The organism is Streptomyces sp. NBC_01622 (assembly GCF_045209635.1).
GTDB lineage: Bacteria > Actinomycetota > Actinomycetes > Streptomycetales > Streptomycetaceae > Streptomyces.
On sequence record NZ_CP109293.1, the window covers coordinates 71,897 to 92,595 of the forward strand.

Sequence of the window (20,699 nt, forward strand, 5' to 3'; positions counted from 1 at the left end):
TCGACATGCTGTCACGGGCCTGACAGGGACCGGTCCGGGCACCGCGATCAAGAGACCGAGTTCAACGGCGCCGTCTTGCCCTGCCTGGGCTCCGCCGCCTGGGCCCTGCGCACCACCACCAGCTTCGAAGATGCGACAAACGCGGCGATCGACCTCAGCGGCGACACGGACACCGCCATCGCGGTGACCGGCGAGATACGGTAGGTCGTCATGCCGCCGAAGGTCAAGCTCAGTACGCAACCCGTATCGGGACGGCCACCAGTCCCCCACCGGCGCACGGGTTCGCTTAAGACCGTGTCCTATGTGGTGAGGCGGACGTATCGCTTGTAGCAGCAGAGGGCGGCGGCAAGTCCGAGAAAGGCCAGGTAGTTGCGGGGATGACGTTCGTAGCGGGGGCTGAGCCTGCGGTAGCCGGACAGCCACGACATCGTGCGCTCGATCACCCACCTGCGGCGGCCCAATCGTTCGCTGGACTCGATTCCTTTGCGGGCGATGCGGACTCCAATGCGCTTGCCGCGTAACCATTTCCGCAGGTCCGGCCGGTCGTAGGCCTTGTCCGCGTGGAAGCGCTGGGGCTTGAAGTAGCGGCCGCGATCCGGGTCGTGTCTCGTTTGGTGACCCGCCACCATGGGCTTCAGACCCTCGCTGTCATGGGTGTTACCGGCGGAGACGCCGACGAGGAGGGGCAATCCGTTCGCGTCCGACAGAACGTGCATCTTGGAACCCGGCTTGCCCCGGTCCACGGGGCTCGGACCTGTGTGTTCGCCCCCTTTTTCGCCCTGACGTGGGCGGTGTCGAGGACGACGCGGGAGACATCGATGAGGCCGGCGTCGTCCAGGCGGTGCAGGACAGCTTCGTGCAGGCGGCCCCAGACACCGGCTCTGGACCAGATCAGGAATCGGCGGTGGACGGTCGACTTCGAGACACCGAAGCACGGCGGTAACGCTCGCCAGGCACACCCGCTGACCAGGACGTAGATGATGGCTGCGAACAGCGTCTCATCAGGCGTGCCCTGCGTCCCGCCGCCTTGCGGCCGCACTTTCGACGGCGGGATCAGCGGCTTCGCGATCTCCCACAGCCCGTCCGGAACAATCCAACTCCACGTACCCCGCCCCATGAACAGACCAACGTCCGCCTCACCACATAGGACACGGTCTTAGGGCTCGCAGAGAATCAACATGCGGGTTTGATCTTCTTCGGGGGGTGTGTTCCGTACCGGTCGAGGTGGACGGCCACATCAGTAGGGGTGCGGAATCTGGCAGTTGAGGGGTGGACCGCGTGATCGTGCTCGGCCAGTAGCGGGCGCGCTTCCTGGACGGCCCGTGTGAGAGTGCTTCCGGTGACGCCAAAGAGCCGGGCGAGCAGGTCGTGGGTGCCGATCTTGCGGAGGCAGAGCACGGTGGCGAGGATCCGGTCTGCGTCGGAGAGCTTGTCCTTGGCACCCGCGCCTCGCCGCCGTCGGCGCTCGCCGCCCCGGCGCTCGTGGCGGATTTGCTCGCGTTGTTGTGCGAGCGCCGGGATCAACGCACTGACCAGAGCGTCGAGTTGGGCAGTGGTCATGCCGGTCAGCTCCGGGTCGCGGAGAGCTTGGGTGTCAACGCCGGCCGGGTGGGCGGTTGTGGCGGTGGCGGCTTCGGATTCCGTCTCATGGTGTGGGGCCGGGCGAGGACCAGCAGGGCGGAGCGTGTAGTTCCAGTCGCCGTGGAAGCGGTGCCGGCTATTGCCAGTGCATCGATCTCGGCGTCGGTGACCTTCACACCGGTGTCGTAGGTGCCGGTGTCGAGTTCAGCTTCCACTTTCAGACCGGTGCGGGTCGTGGTCGCCGCGATGCTGTCCACGATGACTTCATGGCTGGTCAGCGGTCTGCCGCGCCAGTTCATGGAGATGTGGGAGAACAGCCGGTGCTCGATCTTGTTCCACTTCGAGGTCCCGGGCGGTAGGTGACAAACAGTGATCTTCAGACCAGTTCCGGAGGCGAGAGCGGCCAGTTCACTCTTCCAGGCCCGGGTGCGGTAGCCATTGGAGCCGCCCGCGTCCGCGGTGATCAGAAGACGGGTGGCGTGCGGGTAGTCGTGACGGCCGCGGGCCTGCCACCAGCGGCGGATCGAGGCGACAGCGAATTCGGCGGTGTCGTGGTCGGTGCCGACACTGACCCAGCCGGTGTTCGCCGCAAGGTCGTAGATGCCGTATGGGATCGCCTTGCCCGGTCCCTGCCGGTCCAGGAAGTCATGCGTTTTGACCAGCACTGGTTCGCCCGCCGGCCGCCACTCACGCCCGGCATTCTTGTAGTCGCCGACCAACTCCTTCTTCTTGGTGTCCACGCTGATCACCGGGTCCCCGGCACCGATGTGTTCCTTGGCCCGGTCGTTGATATAGCGGAACTGGGCATCACGGTCCGGGTGCTGTGCGCCCTCGATGGTCTTCGCGTTGGCCTGCAGGCTGAAGCCCTCCTCCCGGAGCAGGTCCCCGACCGTGTCCGCGCTCACCTTGTGCCCCTGGCGGGTGAGTTCGGCGGCGAGCTTCCTCGTCGACTTGGTTGTCCAGCGCAGCGGCGATATCGGATCCCCGCGTACGTCCGGCTCGACCAGTGCGAGCAGGGCCGGCCGCAGCCCCGGGTCTACCTCGGCGGCCTTCTTGCGCCCGCCGCCAGGACGGCGAACCCGCCCCAGCGGTCCCTCGCCCGCCTCCAACTCGTCCACGCCCTTGCGAACCGTGGTCTCGCTGACCTGAGCCGCCTGCGCGACCACCCGGATACCGCCGTGTCCCAGGGCCCGGGCCTCGGCTCCCATCAGCAGCCGACGCTGCCGCTCGTCCAGATGCGGGAACAACACCCCAAACTTGACGGCCAGTTGGTCACGAGTCGCGTCAGGGATGCCCATACCAGGTGAACAAGCCCGGATGCGGGAAGCAACACCTTGATTCTCTGCGAGCCCTTAGCCGCACCCCGCACCAGCCCGGACGGCCAACCTACGCACCCCTCATACCCCCGCAAAGATCGCGTCCGGCCATTGTTTGGCCGTTGGGTCAGCCCTGCCGAACAATGCGCCGGCCGCTGAACTTGATGTCGCGGGGCCCGAGAAGCTCGGTCTGACGGCGCACTGTCAGACGGTCACGGGGTTCGCGCTTCAGGGGGGGATGGGGATCGGCCTCCACCGTGCAGAGATGACGGCGGAGACCGATCCCCAGCACGCCTCGCAAAACAGGATCGGAAACAAGTACGAAGAGCCCTGGAGTCAAGGACAGCCACTCAGCGACCGGTCCGGCCAATGGGACGGCCGCCGGGCACCTGTTCATACCTCCGCTCCTCTCGAAAGGAACATGCATCATGCGCACCCGCAAGATTCTCGTGGGACTCGCCCTCGGAACCACAGTCGGACTAAGCGTTGTCCCGTAAATGATCTTTGACGTGCTGGATTACCTGCCTTTTCTCCGTCACCCGGCGAGGGTGATGTTGTGCAGGCGGGCGATGCCGAGCATGGCGTGGTGGACGCCGTCGCCCTTGAGGCGGCAGTCGCGGAGGATCTTCCAGGTCTTCATGCGGGCGAAGGCATGCTCGACGCGGGCGCGGACTTTGCGGTGGGAGGTGTTGTGTTCCTCTTTCCATTCAGGGAGTTGGGCCTGGCCCGGTTCACGTCGGTGCGGGATGACCAGGCCGGTGCCGCGGTAGCCGCCGTCCGCGATGACCGTTGTCTTGCCGACGGCGTCCTTCGCGCCGGACAGTTCCCACGCCTTGCAGTCGTTGCGGTTGCCGGGCAACGGGCGGCCGACAGTGACGACGAGCCGGGTGTCGGCGTCGATGACGACCTGGTGGTTGGTCGAGTAGCGGTAGTTCTTCGACTGCTCGGCGACCTGGTGATCGCGGGTGGGGACCAGGGTGCCGTCCACGATCAGCACGGCGTCCTTGCGGAACCGCTTGCGCTGCTGGAGGGCGAGCGCGGGTCCGAGGTGGTCGATGATGCGGTCGGCGGCCGACTTCGACACCCCGAACAGCGGCGCCAGTTGGCGCAGGGTCAGGTTGGTCCGCCAGTAGGCGGCGACCAGCAGCACCCGGTCCTCAAGCGGCAGGCTCCACGGCCGGCCCTTGCGCACCGGGTCGGCGCCCTCGCGCCGCAACGCCGTGATCAGCTTCCCGAACTGACGCGCACTCAGCCCGGTGAACGGGGCTATCCAGGACGGCTCCGACGCCGTGATCACACCAGACACGACAAGATCATCTCACCAGTGACCAGCGGTTACGGGACAAGTCTTAGGCCTCATGACGGCACCGGCCCAGGCAGCGCCGCCTGCGACTGGAGACGCCGGCCTCCTGACTGGCGTAGAGCGCGTCAGTACCACCAACGGTGTCACCCTTTACAGCGGGGTGAAGACCAAAGCCCAGGCCGCCGCTCTCTGCGGTGACGCCTTCTGCGCCTACAGCTCAAACGTTGGGCAGGTTCAAGCTGCCGACGATTGCGGCGCCGTAGCCTTAGTTCCGCCGAGCTGGAGGACTGGGTCCGCCGGCGGTTGGTGGCAGAACAGCCTGCCCACGGGCTTCGTCTCCATGTACAACAACAGCGGGACCAACATCTACGACACGCCGGACGCCTACTCGGCGGACTGGACGGCGAACTGGGCCCCAGTCCGCTACTGGGAGATCCAGTGCGGGAACCCGTGACGGGCCGCATGAACCCTGTCTGGCGCTGAGTGGCGTAGGTCAAGGAGTCCCCCGGGATCGACTGTTCGGGGCCGCACTCCCTCGCGGCTACCGCTTCGGCCCAACATGAGCGGCGGGTCACCCAGATCGGAGCGCGGGTCGTGGGGCAGCCGGGCCGGCGGTGCCCGAACGCCTCTGCAAGTTCGAGGTCAAGGAATGTCTCACTGGGCCGGCGTCGACTGCGAATGCGGCAGCCGGTCCGCCTTCTGGCAGGACTGACAAGAGCAGAAGACAGGAAAGGAAGGTACCGATGTACCGACGTGGTCCGCGAAGTCTCCGTGGCCTGGGTGTTGTGCTGGCTGGCGCGGTTGCCTCGCTCACGCTGGCCGGGGTATCGCAGGCGCAGGCGCAGGCGGGATGCCGGTCGAATACCAGCACGATCAGCGGTGTGTCCCTCTCGTTCCATATGTGCTGGGACTCGGGCGGCACCCGTATCAACTACACGCTGAAGGACACGCTCGCCGACGGGCGGCGCGCCGAGGCGTGGATCTCCAGCCCTCAGGGCGGCGCCAACAAGTTCGACGAGGTCCTCGGTGCGGGCGATGAGCACGCCGACTGGACGACCTTCAACTTCGCCAGCAGTGACGTCTGGTTGAGGGCGTGCACCAGCAATGCGAACACGAATCGCAGGTGCGACAGCTGGCGGTGACCCGCGATAGCCTGCGGCCCGCGAGGCCGCACTCGGGACACCCGTCACCGTGGAGCCGCTGATCCAACGTCACAGCCAGTCAGGGTCTGACCGTACCCAGCTACCCAGCAGCCGGGATACGCCACCGCCGTCTGTGGAACGCTGCCGCCTCTACCTGGCCAACCCCCACACTTCAGCCGCCCGTTCCGGATCGCTTACGGGATACCGCCACGGGACAACAGAAATCTGTCGCCCACAGCGTGCGCGAATCGTCAACACCCCTGCGCGGACTGAAAAGGACGGCAGCTGTCACCCTCGGCATTCTGAATGGCGAACATCCCAAAGTTCAGCGCGCTCCATGCACAGGCCGTGAGCAGCGGTATGTAGCCGACTGCCACAGCCATCACCGTGACCTCGGCAGAAATGAGGAGTCGATCATGCGTATTCGTCACGCCCTGACGGGTGCGGCGATGGGAGCCGTTCTCACCCTCGGCACCCTCGCCACGCCAGCACAAGCCGCATCTCTGCAAGGCAATTCGGCGGTAGCTCATGTGAATGTGACACGGAATGTTTCGGACATCCCGTCGCCCGCGGTGCTATATGGCAGGTACGCGACCCTGTCCGAGTGCATCAGCATAGGAAGCAATGGAGAGTTCCACGGCCGCTGGCTGAGCTGGAATTGCTACGACAACAGGCCCATTGACGTGCAGCTCTGGGTTCAGTACAGCTGATCGGCTGAGTCGCGATTGAGCGGATCGGCTGGCGCTCGGCGTATGTTCGTCGAGGCTGAACGATCCTGGCAGTCACATATGCGAGCGAGCCCCGACCGTGTCGGTTCAGGGCTCGCGGGCGCGGCCTCTGGGCGGTCTGCAACGACCGGCTCCGCCAGCACACCGAGACTGGCGTACGTCGCATAGATGGTCACCGGCACCTGGCCGAATCACAAACGTCAGCTGTACGGGGTTCGTGGTGGAGCGCACCTTCAAGCTCCACAGCTCGGGGTTGTTGGTGAGCGTCATCATCACCAGGTCGCAGCTCTGCCACTCCTAGAACTGGCCGACCTGGTAATCGCCGTGGCCGTCGCCTTGCGCTGATTGCCTACGCGCAGGCTCGGGGATCGCGCTGACGGAGACGGAGCTGGCGGCCGGCCTGCTCCACCACTCGGGCCAGAAGGCGGGTCAGCCGATCTCGGTGACGGCGGCATGGCGGTCGTGGACGCGCGGTGGAGGCGGCGGAGTAATTGGCAATTCCTGTGGATCACCGTGGGGAGCCTCAAGTGGCCCGCAGCCAGTGAGCCCCCGCCAACCTGATTTCCGCTGGTCAACGGGGCTGATGTGCTGTACCCGGTGAGGTGCTCGCGCTGGTCCGGCCGGAGATCGTTAGCACGTGATCGTCCGCCATGGGCGGTTTCTGGCGTTCGCGGACCAGGACGGCGGACCGCTGCGTAGCCTCCCGGCGGAGGGATACGTATGACGGACGTGCTGACATGGACGGTCCAGCAACGGCTTGAGCTGGAAGAACGGGCTGAGCTGCTCCGCAAGGAACTGGCCGGAATCGACTCGCAGTTGACCCGGTTGGAGGCGGCCGAGGTGGTGTTCGGGCAGAGGCGACGGACGGGGGACGGCGGTCGTCGGGCTTCGTGGAGCCGGAGCCGGAGCCGGAGCGGGAGCGGGAGCGGGAGCGGGAGCGGGTAACCGCTGGTCCGGGTGCGGGTGGGATGCGGCTGGTCCCGGACCCGGCCGAGGGCATGGGGGTGGAGGTCCTGACCTCGGAGTATCGGCGGATCATGGAGATCGTGGCCGACGCGGACGGTCCGGTGATGGCCAAGGACGTGGCGATCGCGCTGGGCCGTGAGACGACGCCGGGGAAGGTCGAGCCGGTCCGCGGGCAACTGCGCAAGCTGTCCGACCGGGGCTGGCTCGCCCGGACCGGAGCGGGCCGTTACCTGCCGCGCTGACCAGCCGGCACGGCGGCGGACCGGCCGATTCCTGCCGTAACAAGAGAGCCCCCAGCGGAAGTTGGGGTGTTTCTGAAGACAACCAGCCCCGCCGAGAACCCTCAGCATGCTGTCTACCAGGTTCAGCTTCCCGCGTCGAAGCGGACTCTCGACCTCGTCGGCGATCTGATACGCCGCGAACGCAACCGGCTGGGCACCCGGTGGCGCAAGGTCGAGCCCGGTACCCAGGCCCTGATCGTGCTCGCCGTCCTCCGCCACGACCAGCGCCTTTCCGACATGGCCGGCGGCAACCAGATCTCCGCCCCCACCGTGCGCCGCTGGGTGCAAAAGGTCCTCCGCCTGCTCGCCCGCCCGCGCACCGCGCCTGGACCGAGCTCTGAAGAAGATCGCTAAGAAGGGCGGGGTCGTCGTCCTGCTGGACGGCACCCTGATCCGCACCCGACGCCGCACCGGGACGGAGAAGCGCAAGAACTACAGCGGGAAACATAAGGCCCATGGCCTGCTGTTTCTCGCGCTGACCGACGAGAAAGGCAACCTGATCTGGATCTCCTCGGCCAGGCCCGGCCGGTCCAGCGAGATCACCACCGCCCGCCACGACAAACTCGCGGCACACCTCCGCGAGGCCGGCCTCGGCGCCCTGGCCGACCTCGGCTTCGTCGGCCTGGACGACGAACTCGACGACCACCCCGTGATCATCACCGGCCGCAAGGCCACCCGGAACCACAGCTCACCGACGCGGAGAAAGAGGCGAACCGCCTGCTCAGCCGCGAACGCGCCGCCGTCGTGCATGGCTTCGCGAACCTGAAATCCTGGCGCATCCTCACCAAGGTCCGCATGAACACCCGGCACGCGACCACCCTCCTGCGTGCCCTGCTCGTCCTCGCGAACACCGAGGTCCAGAGGTGACCGACGATCTCCCCGGAACGATCACGCTCTCTACCGGGGTGAGTACGTCACTCCCGCCCCACACCAGCCCCCTGACCTGCGAAATCAGGATGAAACTCTCTCAGTGCAGGGCCTTCGCGCCGCCGGAGACCGTGCCTGGGAGGCCCTGGCACTGAACAACGTCGGCTGGGACCACGCGGAGATAGATGGGCGAATACCGGCATGCCCTCGCCTACTGCGAGCAGGCGCTGACCCTGGTAAAAGACACCGGCCACGTCTCCGGAGAGGCTCACACCTGGGACACGCTCGGGTACGCCCACCACCACCTCGGCGAACACAGCGAGGCCGCCACCTGCTACGAAAGAGCCGCGGCGCTCTTCCACGATATCGAAGACCGCTACTACGAGGCGGACATCCTCGCCCACCTCGGAGACACCCACCACGCGGCCCGAAATCCCGAAGCCGCCCGCGAAGCCTGGACCCTGTCCCTGGCGCTGTTCGAGGAACTTGATCACCCGGATGCCGCGGCGCTGCGAGCCAGGCTCCACCATCATCTCGACCTGGATCCGTCAGACACGGTGCTGCCTGCACGTGGCTGACCACTCATCACCTTTCAGCACAGCGGCAGTTCATCATTCCCGCCGGTCAGGGGCGTTCTTTCGAGCCAGCGGGCTGACGGTGCCTCAGAGGGCGGTACCGGGAAGCCGTTTGCCGGGCGCTGTGGGCGTACCGCGGTGATCTCGACAAGGGCGACCGAATCGCGCGAGGCGATATTCCCGCGAACCGGGGTAACCGCCAGACACCCAGCGGTTAGACGCTCACGCTTCAAGGAGAACGATGCTCACACTCACGTCCCGGCGTCTGCGCGGCACCGCGCGTCGGGTCTTCGGCTGGCAGCAGTTGCGTCCGGCCCAACTGACTGCGATGAAGGCCGTGATGAAGGGGCGTGACGTACTCGTCGTCATGCCGACCGGCGCGGGCAAGTCCGCCGTGTACCAGGTGCCTGCGGTCCTGCTCGGCGGTCCGGTCGTGGTCGTCTCGCCGCTGATCGCGCTTCAGCGGGACCAGATGCAAAGCCTGCTCGGATCCGGCAAACTGCGCACCGCCGCCATCAACTCCGCGCAGCGCCTCAGCGACAACGAGACGGCATGGGCCCGCATCAGTTCCTCCTCGGTCGACGTGGTCTTCCTCGCTCCTGAGCAGCTCGCCAAGCCGGACGTCACAAACCGGCTCGCCGCCGTCCGTCCCCGGCTGCTGGTGGTGGACGAAGCACACTGCGTGTCGTCCTGGGGGCACGATTTCCGGCCGGACTACCTGCGGCTGCGGGACGCGCGGGAGCGGCTGGGCAATCCGCCGGTACTCGCCCTGACCGCGAACGCGGCGGCCCCGGTACGACGGGACATCGCCGAACGCCTCGGCATGAACGACCCGGTGGAGACAGTGGCCGGCTTCGACCGTCCCAACATCCACCTGGACGTGTCCGCCTTTCAGAACGCGGCCGCCAAAGAGCGGTTCGTCGTGGAGCGGGCCGCCGTCGAGGAGAAGCCGGGAATCCTGTACGCGGGGACCCGGAAGGCAGCAGACAGCTACGCGGAGCAGTTGAGGAGCCTCGGGCTGTCCGCCGCCAGCTACCACGCGGGCCTCTCCCCCACCGGACGCCGCCAAACCCAGGACCGGTTCAGCTCCGGTGAAGTCGACGTCGTTGTGGCGACCTCGGCCTTCGGGATGGGCATCGACAAGGCGAACGTACGGTTCGTGCTGCACGCCTCCGTCCCCGGCTCTCTCGACGCCTACTACCAGGAGATCGGCCGGGCCGGCCGCGACAGCGCACCGGCCAGGGCGATCCTCGCCTACCGACCGCAGGACCTGGGTCTGCAACGCTTCTTCGCCTCCGGCGCTCCCGACGCCGACGCACTGCGCCGCGTCGCCGAGCGCCTGCGCGGCGACGCGGGCGCCGTGAGCGCAACCGGGCTCCGAGCAGATTGCGAACTCGGTGCGACGGCACTGTCCGCCGTGCTGAACCTGCTGGAGGAGGCCGGGGCCGTCCGTACCGGACGGGACGGCAGCCGCTTCACCGGCGCGCTCGGCGCCTCCGCGGAGGACGACGTCGACGCCGCTGTGCAGAGCGCGCTCGCCGTCCACGCCACGCACCTCAAGCTCGAACAGTCCCGGGTCGACATGATGCGCGGGTACGCCGAGACGACCGACTGCCGACGGCGGTTCCTCCTTGGATACTTCGGCGACTCCGTCCCCGTCCCGTGCGCGGCATGCGACAACTGCACGGGGGCGGTGGTCAAGCCTGTTACCGGGCTGAGGCGTGGGCGGTCCGGGGACGCCGGACATCCGTACAAGGCGGCCGCACGGCGGCGCCGGTGGCCCCGGGCCGGTGCGCGCGCGGGCGCCTCCGCAGGTGCCGCCCGGGCGACAAAGACGGCCGCACGCCCCACCGTGGACGAGCACGCCTACCTGCCGGGCGTCCGCGTGCACCATGACCAGTGGGGCCAGGGCGAGGTCATGAGCGAGGGCGACGGCAAGATCACCATCTTGTTCAAGTCGGTCGGCTATCGCACCCTGTCGCTGGCCGTGGTGACGGACAAGCAGTTGCTGATCGCGCTGCCCGACTCACCACGCTGACGCTGGACCCGCGAGTTCCGGGCGCCGGGAGGCACGTTGGCCCAGCTTTCTGCCTGCGTACGCTTGCTGGGCAGGGCTGTCATGTACTGCAGGTGAGTAATCGTCAAGACCTGTGGATCAAGAAGGTGGCGGTCAGGTGACCGGCCTGGTGGTGTCTTGGACGTTCACCGCCTCTCCGTCGCGCAGGCAGCGGTGTGACAGCCTGCGCTCGGCGAGATGGGCGGCGGCTCGCTCCGCGCCTTCCGCGTCACGGTGTTCGGATCGCCAGTGGGGAACGATCCGGTAGGGCACCAGGCAGAGGCACTCCGGTGCTGTAGTCGACGGATAGCCTTCGGGCAGGACGGATGGGTCATCGATGAGGTCGATGCCCTGGAGGTCCGGTCCGGCGACGCAGGCTCCTGCCGAGTAGCCGCCGTAGGTAAACTCGGGCCGATGCAGCTGCTCTTGGAGGGCGGTGCGGAACCCTGCCTGGGTCATGGCGCGGGCCAGGACGAACGCGTTGCCACCCAAGGCCCAGGCGAGGTCGAGGCCGTCCAGGCGTTCGGGGAGTTCCTCGGGGGCGGTGAAGTAGTCGCGGAGATCGAGTTCTTCGCAGGTGTATCCGAAGGTTTCCAGGGTGCGGCTCTCGCGGGCGTAGTCGCGGGCGCGTGAGCGGCCGTACTCGTCGAGTGCGTTCAAGACGATGCCTGCTCTGCCGGTGGTCAGGGTGCCGGGCAGCGCCGACGGTCGGCTGTCGGGGGTCAGGAACCAGGAGCTCAGCAGCAGCCTCATCAGTATCTCTCGCTCATCGGATCACGCGGCGGTGATCATTCATGCTGCCGTGAACGCGGCCTGGCTGCTGGGGCGTTCGGCGAGCTGACCGCGTTCGAAGCGGGCTCCGGCACGGACGAGGGCGACGAGGTGGGATGCGTTCACGGCCCGCCAGCGGGCCTGGGCGGACTCGACGAGCTTGAAGACCACGGCAAGGGCGGCGGCCGCGCTGCCGGCGCCCCGGGTGACCTTGGTCCGCAGCCGAACGGTGGCGAAGGTCGACTCGATCGGATTCGTGGTCCGCAGGTGAATCCAGTGCTCGGCGGGAAAGTCGTAGAACGCCAGCAACTCATCCACGTCGTCAGTGATCTTCTTGACGGCCTTGGGGAACTTCGCGCTGTAGGTCTTGGCGAACGCCGTGATCGCCTTTACGGCATGCTCGCGGTCCTCGGCGTTGCAGATCTCCTGAAGGGCCTTCTTCGCGCCGGGCTGGGCGGACTTCGGCAGAGCGTTCGCGACGTTGGCGATCTTGTGAACCCAGCACCTCTGATGACGGGCCTCGGGGAACACTTCGGCCAGAGCCTTCCAGAAGCCCAGGGCGCCGTCGCCGACCGCGAGGACGGGAGCACGCATGCCCCGGCGTACGCAGTCCCGCAGCAAGTCGGCCCAGGAGTCGGCGGACTCGCGATAGCCGTCTGCCATGGCGATCAGCTCTTTGGTGCCGTCTGTGCGCACACCCATCAGTACCAAGACGCACAACTTCGCCTCCCGCAGGCGTATGCGCAGGTGGATGCCGTCGGCCCAGACGTAGACGTAGTCAGCGGCGGACAAATCGCGCTCGCCGAATGCCCGGTGGTCGGCCTGCCACTGGGCCGTCAGCCGCGTCACGGTCGTCGGCGAGAGCCCGGCGGAGCTGCCGAGGAACTGCTCCAGCGCGGGCACGAAGTCGCCGGAGGACAGGCCGTGCAGGTAGAGCAGCGGCAGCACCTCGCTGATCTTCGGAGACTTGCGGCACCACGGAGGGAGGATCGCCGAGGAGAACCGCCTCCGCTCGCCGGTGGTCTCGTCGACGCGCTTGTCGTTCACCCGCGGGACGTTCACCTCGACCTCCCCGGCCGCGGTAGTGACCTTCCTCGGCTGGTGATAGCCGTTATGGACCGCCAGGCGGCGCCCATGCTCGTCACGCTGATCGGCCAACTCGGCTACATAGGCGTCGACTTCAGTCTCCAGGGCGGCGGCCAACATCCGCCTCGCACCCTCGCGGACGATGTCGTCGATCAGGGAACCCGTCTCGGTCGTTCCATCGGCATTCACTACGCTCAGCACGGGGCGTGCCTTCCCGACCGACGGTGCAACGTCGGCCTACTCGATGACCAGAAGTCGATCACCCGGGAAGGTACGGCCCTCGCGTCCGGCCCGAAACTGATCCACAGGTCATGAGCATTGCTCTGTCACCTGCCGGTCGAGGAGTTCCCCGGTCTGCTCGGGGAGTGCCCATGCAGGCGGGTGAGGGTGTTCAGGTCGGTGCTGTGCTCGGTGTCGAGGCCAGCACAGGTCGCGGACGGGGTCGTGTGTGCCGAAGGCTCGGGCGCTGGGCTACTCGATGAGTCTGCAGAAGGTTTCTTCGTGGTCTTGCAGGGTGCCGGGGGATGAGCTGCCCCGAGTTTCGTAGAGTCCAGTGATCTTGTTTCAGGCGGACTGTGGGGTCTGCTACTGGCTCTGCCAGAAGTCGCGTTCGTACTCGGCTGGTGGCACGTAGTCGAGCGCGGAGTACAGCGCTCTTCGTTGTACCAGGTGATCCACCGGAGGATCGCCCGTTCGACCTTGGCGGGGTCCTTCCAGGGGCCTTGCATCTCGATCAGCTCGGCCTTGAAAGTGCCGTTCAGCGCCTCGGCCATGGCATTGTCGTACGAGTCCGCGACGGAACCGACCGACGCGGACGCGCCGATGTCCGCGAGCCGGTCGGTGTAGCGAATCGACACATATTGCGAACCTCTCTGTCACTCGGTCCTGATCGCATCGCGGATCAGAGAACACGGCCTCGAAGCCCCGCCCACCGAATCTTCGAGGGGCCCGCTCATCAGTCAGAAACTCGACCGGCACGAGGCGGACCGTGGCCAGCTGGGAAGCCCGCCTGGGAGGCCAGCACTGGGTGCTGATGCTCGGGGCCGAGCAACACCTGCTATCAGAAGGGGGATTGGTCACCTTGGGCCCGGCAGAGACCCGCGCGGTGGTCTGCGACAGACTGGCGTCCGACTTCCGCAGAGCAACGCAGGAGCGCACCGGTCGGCCCTACGAGAACCCGGCCGCGATCTTCTTCGACCTGCAGCCCAACACCCCGGCCTGAGAGGCCCGTTCCGCACTGGAGACACAACATGCACTACGGCGTGCCCATCACCTTCGAGGGGCAGATCAGCAGAATCGGCACGGATTCCGGTTCCGGTTACCACGTGGTCCGTCAGTCGGAGCGTCCGGGCGGCACCCCGCACTTTCCCCCGGTGGCCAACGGCCTGGACTACCTCGTGAGCGTCGTGGAGCGCCTGGAGGCGGACGCTCCCAGCCCGCGGGATTCAAGTACGCGGTCCTGCACCTGGCCGCCGGGGCGGAAGTACTTCTCAAGGCCCGCCTGCAGATGGAGCACTGGACGCTGGTCTTCTCCCACCCCGGACGTGCCGTCCGTGACGAGGTGGAGAACGGCACGCTGACCAGCTGCACCCCCAAGGAGGCGCGCGAACGGCTGGGGAGCATCGTCGGAATCCCGGTGGCGAAGCCGGACGCCGAGGCGCTCGACCAGCTCGCCAAGATGCGCAACGCCCTGCAGCACTATGGTCTGGTGGGCCCGGCCGCGAATGCCCAGGCGATCGAGACGCTTACCGCCAAGGTACTCGGGTTTCTCATTCTCTTCCTCGACGACCACGTCCTTGGCCGCCTGACAGAGGACGAGCAGGATGAGGTGGAGCACGAGCTCGTACGCATCCGTTCCGGGCTGCGCGACATCCGGGCCTACGCCGTGGAGCGCCTGCGCGCGCTCGGCCCCAAGCTGGGCCCGCTCCGCAGCCGGACACTCGAATGCCCCGAGTGCTCCCAGTGGGCCTATGTTCCCTCCCCGACCCCGGTCCCCGACAACCGCAGTCCGGATCGCGTCTACTACGTGACGACCTGCTACTTCTGCGAGATCCAGCATGTCGAGTCGGAGACTGCGGCCTTCAAGTACCTGGTGAACCACCCCGTTTACGAGTATCGGAACGCCGTCGGCGAGACTGTCTACCCGTCGCGCCCGTTCGTCTGCCCGCAGTGCGCCACCAGCAGCCTGGCGCCCAGGGCCCGTCTCGCGACGGACCCCGACGCCGAGGTCGACCTCTGCTTCCGCTGCGCCGCGCCCGTGTCGGTCCCGTCCTGAGTCCCCTCGTCCTGCGGATGTGCCAGCCACCACACCGCGAATCACCGCGATCAGTGATCAACTAGCCCCGGACTTCGCGGGTCACCGTTTCAGGTCTCGTGACTCAGCGCTTCAATTGGCCAGTTGGCCATGTAGGCAGCGGGGAACCAGGAAGCTGTCCCATGGGGGCTCAGGGGTCCGGAGCGCCCATCGGCTCCTCCGGGAGCCGCTCGGTGGCCTGCCTCGTCAGCTCGGCCCGGAGGTCGTCCGGGGTGAGCGCCAGCAGTTCGCCGATCGACCGGTTCCATTCGTCGGCCGCCTGCTCCACCTCGGACCGGAAGCCTCGCCGCACCGGGCGCCCCACCACCATCAGGGCGACAGCGGCGACCGGCCGCAACAGCCACCGCCCACGCACGGTGACTGCGACGTCCACCTGCCACCGTCCGCCGTCCGCCCGCCGCGGCCACAGATACAGATGCACCTTGCCCAGCCGGTGCGTCAGCCGTGCCGTCGCCGGGGCACGCGCCGCCGGCAGGGCCCCGGGCGCGAGGTCGGTCGCCGCCCACCATGCGGCCAGGTCGAGCCGCGCCTTTCCTGACCCCCGGCGCAGCGCCCCCGATCCCTCGGGGCCCCGCACCTGTCCTTCGACCTCCAGCAGCCGCGGTCGGTCGGGGGTGCGCAGTCGCAGAGCCATCCGCAGCGTCACATCGTCCGAGACCAGTAGCTGTTCCACGGCGATCGCGCTGTGGCGCTGCCACTCACGTACGAGCACAGCCACCTGATCCGTGGCACCGGCCTCAGAGAGCTCGTACCGCGCGCCGGGCCGCAAATGCCGCCCCTTGACCAGTCGCACGTCTGCGACCGGCCGTCCGTCTTCCAGGACGATCTCTTCTCCCTGGGCCCGGGTGGATTCGGCGAAATCGAAGATCAGCTTGGTGAGCTCATGGAGCCGGTCGGGTTCCAGGGCGAGGACGGATACGGAGTGTCGGAGAACGGTCATGTGGTCCTCCCCCAGGAGGTCGGATAAACCGGCCGTACCGTTGACCGCCTTTGCTATGCGCTCACTGTCCCCGCCCTGAGTCGGTCCCACCCACTCTGTCAGGTGTACACGCAGCCCCTGGTGTGCGTCTGCATTCAGCACAGCAAGTCACGATGCTATAAGCAGGGGCGTTGCTTGGCGGAGCCTGCGCAGGAGCCAGTCGGTACCTTGGCCGACCAGCGCTCGCCTGGCCAATGCAAGCGCTCAGCCACAGGTCTGTGGCCAGTGGGTCTGTCCGATGTCGGCATCGACAGGTAGGCCGCGGCCCGGCGCAGGACCTCGTTCTCCTGCTCCAGCCACTGCGGCGGCGAGCAAGACGGAGCCCGAGGAGCCGGTGAAGGTGGACGACCACGGTTGCGACACCATGCGGTACGTCGTCGCGGAGTTGGACCTCGGTCGGCACGTCGTCCGTGAAGTCGCCGGCCGCGCGCCGTGGCCGGGCCGGGGGACGGGTCAGCCGCGGTCCGCAGCGGTACGGGCGAAGCATCAGCGGAGGAGGGGGCGCAGCGGAGGCAGCCGAGGTTCGGGGTAACGGTGCGCTGAGACAGGCCAGTTGGCACAATCTGCGCCATGGGGGATCTTGGGATTGCATTGATCGCCGCTGGCTCTGCCCTGGCGGGCAGCGGACTCACCGGCCTGTTCACGATTCTCGCGGGGAGGCGACAGGCGGCTGCGGCGCAATACGCCGGCGACAAGCAGGCTCAGGCCGTACTCGTGACGGTGCAGCAGACCTTGGACGAGCAACGTGTTGCCCGGCTGCAGGACGCACGGCGCAACGTCTATGCGGCCTTTGTGGCCAGCGCAGAGCAGGAAGCCAACAAGACGTCGCAAGGTGTGTTCGCGCAGACGTCAGGGAACGTCATGGAAGTTGACATCGCTCTGAGCCTCATCAAGCTCGAAGGGCCGCCCAACGTGTACGACAAGGCGCGACAGGCCCGCTTCGTGTTGGGTGTGGAGAACTTCACTATGGCCTCGTTCGAGGCGAAGTTGCACGAGTTCATCGACGCTGCGCAAGAGGTGCTGAACGGCTAACCGACCGGGTGCCGAGGGCATGCCGGGGGTCGGGCAGCCGCGAGGCGCAGCGGTACCAGCGCAGTATCGGAAGAGGCAGCGGCGGAGGCTCCGGCCGGAGCCGGAGCTGACCGGTTCGCGCCTACTCGTCGTCGTCCTCATCCGCCAGTGCGGCCTTCAGCCGCCGCTCCAGGGCGCTTTGGCGAGCCTGCCTCACCAGCGCGCCTTCGTAGGCCCGAGGGAGTCCGTGATTCGCCTGCGTCCGAACCGCTTCGAGCCTCCGGAAGAAGTCGCCCAAGACTTCGGCAAGTGGGGCGAGTGAGACGACTCGGTTGGTGAGCCCGAGGGATGTGAACTCCTCGGGGGAGAGTGCGAGGGGTAGGTCGTGGCGGAGGACCGTCACGCGGGGGTTGGCGACATCTGGGGTAAAGAGGACGGATGTGGTCCAGGATGAGCCTCCGGAACCGGCACTGAACTCGCCGTTGAAGTAGGCCAAACCGGAGAGACACCACCGGACGACGGCCGCGTACCACTCTTGCTCGCCGATCCGGTACGCCCGGACTTCGTGCACTGAGCGGAGCGATGCCGTTACCGTGACCCAGCCTCCGGCGGGCATGGATTCCGTCTCCTGCCCGACTTCACGCCCAAGTGTCGTGCAGGGGAAGGGCTCGCCCGAGTTGAGGCGCTTCTCCGCCGCCCTTTCGATCTCCCGGAGCAGCGTTTGCGAGCCGAGGATTTCGGCTGCAAGAGCCTCGTCCGTGTCCGTCTCCTCGGTGAACCGCTTGATCACCTCATCGAGCTTCGTGAAGTGAATGAACCGGTCGCCGAGTTCAGCGACATCCTTGTCCATCGGCGGGGGATACGCGCGGCCGTCTCCGTAGAAGTCCCCGGTGTTTTCGCTGACGAAGTAGACGGTCTCCTCAGGGTGCTCGCGGGCGTACGCGATCGCCGAGAGCCAGATGACGGCGTCCCTGGAGCCCGTCTTGTTCTTGCCCAGCTTCCCGCACGGCGGGAGGGCGTTCGCCTCGCGGTAGAAGGCGGCTTCCAGGGCCGCCGAGTTCGCTGGGAGGGTTTCCACGAGAGTCCCGAGCGCTGCTGCCCAGTGCTTCCGGACGCGTTCTGTGTCGGGCTCTTCGATGTGGCTGTCGGGCTTCCATGGAGTGTGCCGCGCGTGACGCTTCAGCGCAGCGGCTGCCTCGTCGTGGCTTTCCTGGTGAGCGATGACTCGCTGTGCGACGAGTTCCTCCTCCACCATCCAGGGGATGGCAACGCGTTCGCCGACCGCTCGCAGGGCCCGCAACAAGTCGGCGCTGCTGTCGTGCAGCCCAAGGCGCCGGACCACGTCCGAATCGAGAATGATCAAGGTCTGAACCTCTGTGTGACCCAAGATTTGGATCACAGGGTCTCAGGTAATGCCCCCTCGGCGCACCGGACTTACGTTCCCGGTCGCGTGCCGACGTCAGCTCTCCTCATCGACGAGGACGGCCGGAACGAACGAGTAGTCGACGACCTCGTATCCCGGGCCGGGCCCATAGATCAGGATCTCTATGCCCTCGTCCGTGACCAGCTCGACCGAGGAGAGCGGCGCCCCTGAATCCATGGACAGGTGCTCTGTGCAATCGGGCATGCGCTCAGGGCAGGAACCGCCAGGCGGGTGACAGCAGGGGGGGGCAGAGAGGCGCGCAGGGCGTGCAGCTAGTCCCTGACTGTCGAGCTCAATGGTGTGGCGCCGTCGCCAGGTCGAACGCAGTGTCGACCGGACCCAGCGGGAGCACTCGGGCTGGCGGTTACGCCGCAGGGCGTGGTCCTCCAGCTGCCTTCCCTAGGATCTTCATGTCGTTGGGATCGCTCTTGCGCAGGACAAACACCTTGGCCAGAGCGAGCAAACTAGGGCCGCAAAGTACGGCAGATAGCCAGGCGGCCGCGTGTTCGCGTTTCAGGAAGCGCTCGCTGCGCGGTGGGCGACCGCGACGGCGGACCGTACAACTCGCGAGCCCGGCGAACCCGGCGTGCGGCTGCGCTGTTTCCTGGACCTGCACCAAGAAACCGGCGCGTAGCTCGCGGCGCGTGCGCCAGCCTTCGTCGTGCCGTGCGGCGGGACGGCCCATAGGCTGGGTGTAGGTTCCGATTTGACTTGTCGGTCGGTGGGAACATGACCTGGTGTTTTGGGGTGCTGTCCAGGCATCTTGTCGAGGATTCGTCCGACAGATCTGTCGGTTTCCTCAGGCCGTGGTGCGGTGTTGGGTTTCGCGCCGGGCGGCTCGGTAGCCCTCGGCTGTGAAGGTGTAGCAGGTGCGGCGTTTGGCGGGGCAGCGGCTGGGGTGCATTGCTTCGAGCCGCTTGGACCGGGGGACGGACACCGGACTGAGTGCGGGACGATCAGAAATCGCTTGTGGCGATCTGATAGGGCGTCGTACGGTCGCCCCCGATGAACGAGACGCCCGAGGTCCTGCCGTTGCCGGACCGGAAACCGGTCGACGCCGCGGTGGCGGGCAGGTTGATCGCCGCGCAGTTCCCGCAGTGGTCCGACCTTGAGGTCCGGCCGGTCGATGCGCAGGGTTGGGACAACTGCACCTTTCGCCTCGGTGACGAGATGCTGGTGCGGCTGCCGACCGCCGGAGAGTACGCGCTGGCGGTGGAGAAGGAGCACCGGTGGCTGCCGGTGCTCGCACCCGCGTTGCCGTTGGAGATCCCGGTTCCGCTGGCCAGAGGCGTACCCGATGAGGGCTTTCCACACGACTGGTCGGTCTATCGGTGGATCGGTGGCGAGCCTGCGGCCCGTGCCGTCGTCGAGGACATGACGGCGTTCGCCATCGACCTTGCGGAGTTCCTCGTGTCCCTGCAGCGGATCGACCCGACAGGCGGACCGGGCCCGGGACTGCACAATTGGTTCCGCGGCGGACCACTGACGACCTATGACGGGTGGGCCCGGGCCGCTCTGGAGATGTTGGACGGCTTGATCCGGACCGAGGCCGCCGAGGAGATCTGGGAACGGGCGTTGCGAGCCTCGTGGGATGGTAAGCCAGCCTGGTTCCACGGTGACATGGCCTCGGGGAACCTTCTGGTGAAGGACGGTGCGCTCGCGGCCGTCATCGACTTCGGCACCTGCGGAGTCGGAGACCCGGCCTGCGATCTGTCGATCGCCTGGACGATACTGACCGGCAAGAGTCGGGCCGCGTTCCGCGATCTGCTAGGGGTAGACGAGGCGACCTGGGAGCGTGGACAAGGCTGGGCGCTCTGGAAGGCCCTGGTCGTCTGCGCCGGAGGGGTTCGCGATGGCGACGGCCTCCCGGCAGATGCGTCGTTCGTTCTGGAGGAGATCCTTGCCGCTCATTAGCGGCTGGTCCGAACGACAAGTTGATGACAAGTCACTTGGAAAACGACATCCCTATTCGGAACCTACACTGGGTGTAGGTTCCGTCGCTCGTGTCCCACGGCGATCCTGTGACCTGCGCCTTCTCGCGGTGTCTCACGTCGTGGCCAGTCACTCAGTCTCACGGCCCTGGCCGAATCCTCGGGGTGACCGCAGAAACATAACTCGGGGGCGGCTCCCCGCCTCAAGGGCCGGATGAGTGGGCTGTGTCCGTCATACCCGGAGGTCAGCCCCGCTCCCGGTACAGGTCCGCCGGCCGGGCTAGCGAGTCGCCGCTGACCGAGTCTGCCCGGCACCTGGCGGAGGAGTTCGCCCAGCAGCGGCGGAAGCGACGACCGGACTACCGCAAG

Annotated in this window: 21 protein-coding genes and 2 pseudogenes; 14 read left to right on the forward strand and 9 right to left on the reverse strand. The window is 67.1% G+C overall.

All coding sequences use genetic code 11. The features are described 5' to 3' along the window. Nucleotides 1–39: 39 nt before the first annotated feature. Nucleotides 40–192: pseudogene (locus OH768_RS00340) on the forward strand (ADP-ribosylglycohydrolase family protein); the annotation flags it as partial. A gap of 107 nt (nt 193–299) precedes the next feature. Here OH768_RS00340 and OH768_RS00345 read toward each other — a convergent pair. The 3 genes and pseudogenes from OH768_RS00345 to OH768_RS00355 form a co-directional block, all read right to left on the reverse strand. Beyond that, a protein-coding gene (locus OH768_RS00345) for an IS5 family transposase (RefSeq protein WP_406448790.1) occupies nt 300–1,117 on the reverse strand; the annotation gives its coding sequence in 2 pieces (ribosomal slippage) (nt 300–775 and nt 775–1,117; 819 coding nt in all). A gap of 56 nt (nt 1,118–1,173) precedes the next feature. Then, nucleotides 1,174–2,879, reverse strand: a pseudogene (locus OH768_RS00350) (ISAzo13 family transposase). Between the two features lie 553 nt (nt 2,880–3,432). Beyond that, the gene (locus OH768_RS00355; RefSeq protein ID WP_406448792.1) at nt 3,433–4,203 is read right to left on the reverse strand and encodes a transposase; all 771 of its coding nucleotides are present in this window, start codon (nt 4,201–4,203) and stop codon (nt 3,433–3,435) included. Between the two features lie 878 nt (nt 4,204–5,081). Between OH768_RS00355 and OH768_RS00360 the strand changes: the two genes are divergently transcribed. From OH768_RS00360 to OH768_RS00395, 8 genes are all read left to right on the forward strand, one after another. Beyond that, entirely contained in the window at nt 5,082–5,342 is a 261-nt protein-coding gene (locus OH768_RS00360; protein WP_406448794.1) for a hypothetical protein, read from the forward strand. A 416-nt stretch (nt 5,343–5,758) separates the two neighbouring features. Then, on the forward strand, nt 5,759–6,052 hold the full coding sequence (locus OH768_RS00365) for a hypothetical protein (protein WP_406448796.1): 294 nt from the start codon (nt 5,759–5,761) through the stop codon (nt 6,050–6,052). Nucleotides 6,053–7,038: 986 nt separating this feature from the next. Further along, the gene (locus tag OH768_RS00370; protein WP_406448798.1) at nt 7,039–7,278 is read left to right on the forward strand and encodes a hypothetical protein; all 240 of its coding nucleotides are present in this window, start codon (nt 7,039–7,041) and stop codon (nt 7,276–7,278) included. A gap of 66 nt (nt 7,279–7,344) precedes the next feature. Next, nucleotides 7,345–7,671 (forward strand): hypothetical protein, encoded by a 327-nt coding sequence (locus OH768_RS00375; protein WP_406448800.1) that lies wholly within the window; start codon nt 7,345–7,347, stop codon nt 7,669–7,671. Nucleotides 7,672–7,708: 37 nt separating this feature from the next. Further along, nucleotides 7,709–8,083 carry a transposase family protein gene (locus tag OH768_RS00380; protein ID WP_406465078.1) on the forward strand — a complete coding sequence of 125 codons (375 nt, stop codon included), beginning with the start codon at nt 7,709–7,711 and terminating at the stop codon, nt 8,081–8,083. After that, a complete protein-coding gene (locus OH768_RS00385; protein ID WP_406465080.1) occupies nt 8,035–8,184 on the forward strand; it encodes a hypothetical protein in 150 nt (49 codons plus the stop codon). The genes OH768_RS00380 and OH768_RS00385 overlap by 49 nt, the downstream gene beginning before the upstream one ends. A gap of 185 nt (nt 8,185–8,369) precedes the next feature. Then, a complete protein-coding gene (locus tag OH768_RS00390; protein ID WP_406448802.1) occupies nt 8,370–8,762 on the forward strand; it encodes a tetratricopeptide repeat protein in 393 nt (130 codons plus the stop codon). A 238-nt stretch (nt 8,763–9,000) separates the two neighbouring features. Next, nucleotides 9,001–10,797 carry a RecQ family ATP-dependent DNA helicase gene (locus tag OH768_RS00395; RefSeq protein WP_406448804.1) on the forward strand — a complete coding sequence of 599 codons (1,797 nt, stop codon included), beginning with the start codon at nt 9,001–9,003 and terminating at the stop codon, nt 10,795–10,797. A gap of 132 nt (nt 10,798–10,929) precedes the next feature. Here the strand turns inward: OH768_RS00395 and OH768_RS00400 are convergent, their stop codons facing one another. From OH768_RS00400 to OH768_RS00410, 3 genes are all read right to left on the reverse strand, one after another. Continuing rightward, nucleotides 10,930–11,568 carry a Type 1 glutamine amidotransferase-like domain-containing protein gene (locus tag OH768_RS00400; protein ID WP_406448806.1) on the reverse strand — a complete coding sequence of 213 codons (639 nt, stop codon included), beginning with the start codon at nt 11,566–11,568 and terminating at the stop codon, nt 10,930–10,932. Nucleotides 11,569–11,607: 39 nt separating this feature from the next. After that, nucleotides 11,608–12,873, reverse strand: coding sequence for an IS256 family transposase (locus tag OH768_RS00405; protein WP_406448808.1), 1,266 nt, complete (start codon nt 12,871–12,873; stop codon nt 11,608–11,610). A gap of 125 nt (nt 12,874–12,998) precedes the next feature. Continuing rightward, nucleotides 12,999–13,445, reverse strand: a complete 447-nt coding sequence (locus tag OH768_RS00410) for a hypothetical protein (protein ID WP_406448810.1) — start codon at nt 13,443–13,445, stop codon at nt 12,999–13,001. A gap of 215 nt (nt 13,446–13,660) precedes the next feature. On the opposite strand from OH768_RS00410, the gene OH768_RS00415 reads away from it, so the two are divergent. After that, nucleotides 13,661–13,894 (forward strand): hypothetical protein, encoded by a 234-nt coding sequence (locus OH768_RS00415; protein WP_406448811.1) that lies wholly within the window; start codon nt 13,661–13,663, stop codon nt 13,892–13,894. 285 nt (nt 13,895–14,179) lie between these two features. After that, complete coding sequence (locus tag OH768_RS00420; protein ID WP_406448813.1) at nt 14,180–14,947, forward strand: hypothetical protein; 768 nt, start codon at nt 14,180–14,182, stop codon at nt 14,945–14,947. A gap of 169 nt (nt 14,948–15,116) precedes the next feature. Here OH768_RS00420 and OH768_RS00425 read toward each other — a convergent pair whose 3' ends face one another. Beyond that, nucleotides 15,117–15,926, reverse strand: a complete 810-nt coding sequence (locus OH768_RS00425; protein ID WP_406448815.1) for a hypothetical protein — start codon at nt 15,924–15,926, stop codon at nt 15,117–15,119. Between the two features lie 609 nt (nt 15,927–16,535). Here OH768_RS00425 and OH768_RS00430 point away from each other — a divergent pair. Beyond that, complete coding sequence (locus OH768_RS00430) at nt 16,536–16,997, forward strand: hypothetical protein (protein WP_406448817.1); 462 nt, start codon at nt 16,536–16,538, stop codon at nt 16,995–16,997. Between the two features lie 121 nt (nt 16,998–17,118). Here OH768_RS00430 and OH768_RS00435 read toward each other — a convergent pair whose 3' ends face one another. Both OH768_RS00435 and OH768_RS00440 read right to left on the reverse strand, forming a co-directional pair. Beyond that, nucleotides 17,119–18,339 (reverse strand): PIN domain-containing protein, encoded by a 1,221-nt coding sequence (locus tag OH768_RS00435; RefSeq protein ID WP_406448819.1) that lies wholly within the window; start codon nt 18,337–18,339, stop codon nt 17,119–17,121. 96 nt (nt 18,340–18,435) lie between these two features. Further along, a complete protein-coding gene (locus OH768_RS00440) occupies nt 18,436–18,603 on the reverse strand; it encodes a hypothetical protein (RefSeq protein WP_406448821.1) in 168 nt (55 codons plus the stop codon). Nucleotides 18,604–18,901: 298 nt separating this feature from the next. Here OH768_RS00440 and OH768_RS00445 point away from each other — a divergent pair, with 298 nt between their 5' ends. Then, nucleotides 18,902–19,033 carry a DUF6207 family protein gene (locus OH768_RS00445; protein WP_406448823.1) on the forward strand — a complete coding sequence of 44 codons (132 nt, stop codon included), beginning with the start codon at nt 18,902–18,904 and terminating at the stop codon, nt 19,031–19,033. Nucleotides 19,034–19,404: 371 nt separating this feature from the next. Beyond that, complete coding sequence (locus OH768_RS00450) at nt 19,405–20,313, forward strand: aminoglycoside phosphotransferase family protein (RefSeq protein WP_406448825.1); 909 nt, start codon at nt 19,405–19,407, stop codon at nt 20,311–20,313. Nucleotides 20,314–20,699 lie beyond the last annotated feature (386 nt).

Bases quoted from the DNA above. Each gene is read 5' to 3' on its own strand.
- OH768_RS00440 (WP_406448821.1), bottom strand. From the start codon at position 18,603: ATGCCCGATTGCACAGAGCACCTGTCCATGGATTCAGGGGCGCCGCTC.
- OH768_RS00395 (WP_406448804.1), top strand. From the start codon at position 9,001: ATGCTCACACTCACGTCCCGGCGTCTGCGCGGCACCGCGCGTCGGGTC.
- OH768_RS00425 (WP_406448815.1), bottom strand. From the start codon at position 15,926: ATGACCGTTCTCCGACACTCCGTATCCGTCCTCGCCCTGGAACCCGAC.
- OH768_RS00400 (WP_406448806.1), bottom strand. From the start codon at position 11,568: ATGAGGCTGCTGCTGAGCTCCTGGTTCCTGACCCCCGACAGCCGACCG.
- OH768_RS00365 (WP_406448796.1), top strand. From the start codon at position 5,759: ATGCGTATTCGTCACGCCCTGACGGGTGCGGCGATGGGAGCCGTTCTC.
- OH768_RS00410 (WP_406448810.1), bottom strand. From the start codon at position 13,445: ATGGCCGAGGCGCTGAACGGCACTTTCAAGGCCGAGCTGATCGAGATG.
- OH768_RS00370 (WP_406448798.1), top strand. From the start codon at position 7,039: ATGCGGCTGGTCCCGGACCCGGCCGAGGGCATGGGGGTGGAGGTCCTG.
- OH768_RS00450 (WP_406448825.1), top strand. From the start codon at position 19,405: ATGAACGAGACGCCCGAGGTCCTGCCGTTGCCGGACCGGAAACCGGTC.
- OH768_RS00420 (WP_406448813.1), top strand. From the start codon at position 14,180: ATGGAGCACTGGACGCTGGTCTTCTCCCACCCCGGACGTGCCGTCCGT.
- OH768_RS00390 (WP_406448802.1), top strand. From the start codon at position 8,370: ATGGGCGAATACCGGCATGCCCTCGCCTACTGCGAGCAGGCGCTGACC.
- OH768_RS00430 (WP_406448817.1), top strand. From the start codon at position 16,536: ATGGGGGATCTTGGGATTGCATTGATCGCCGCTGGCTCTGCCCTGGCG.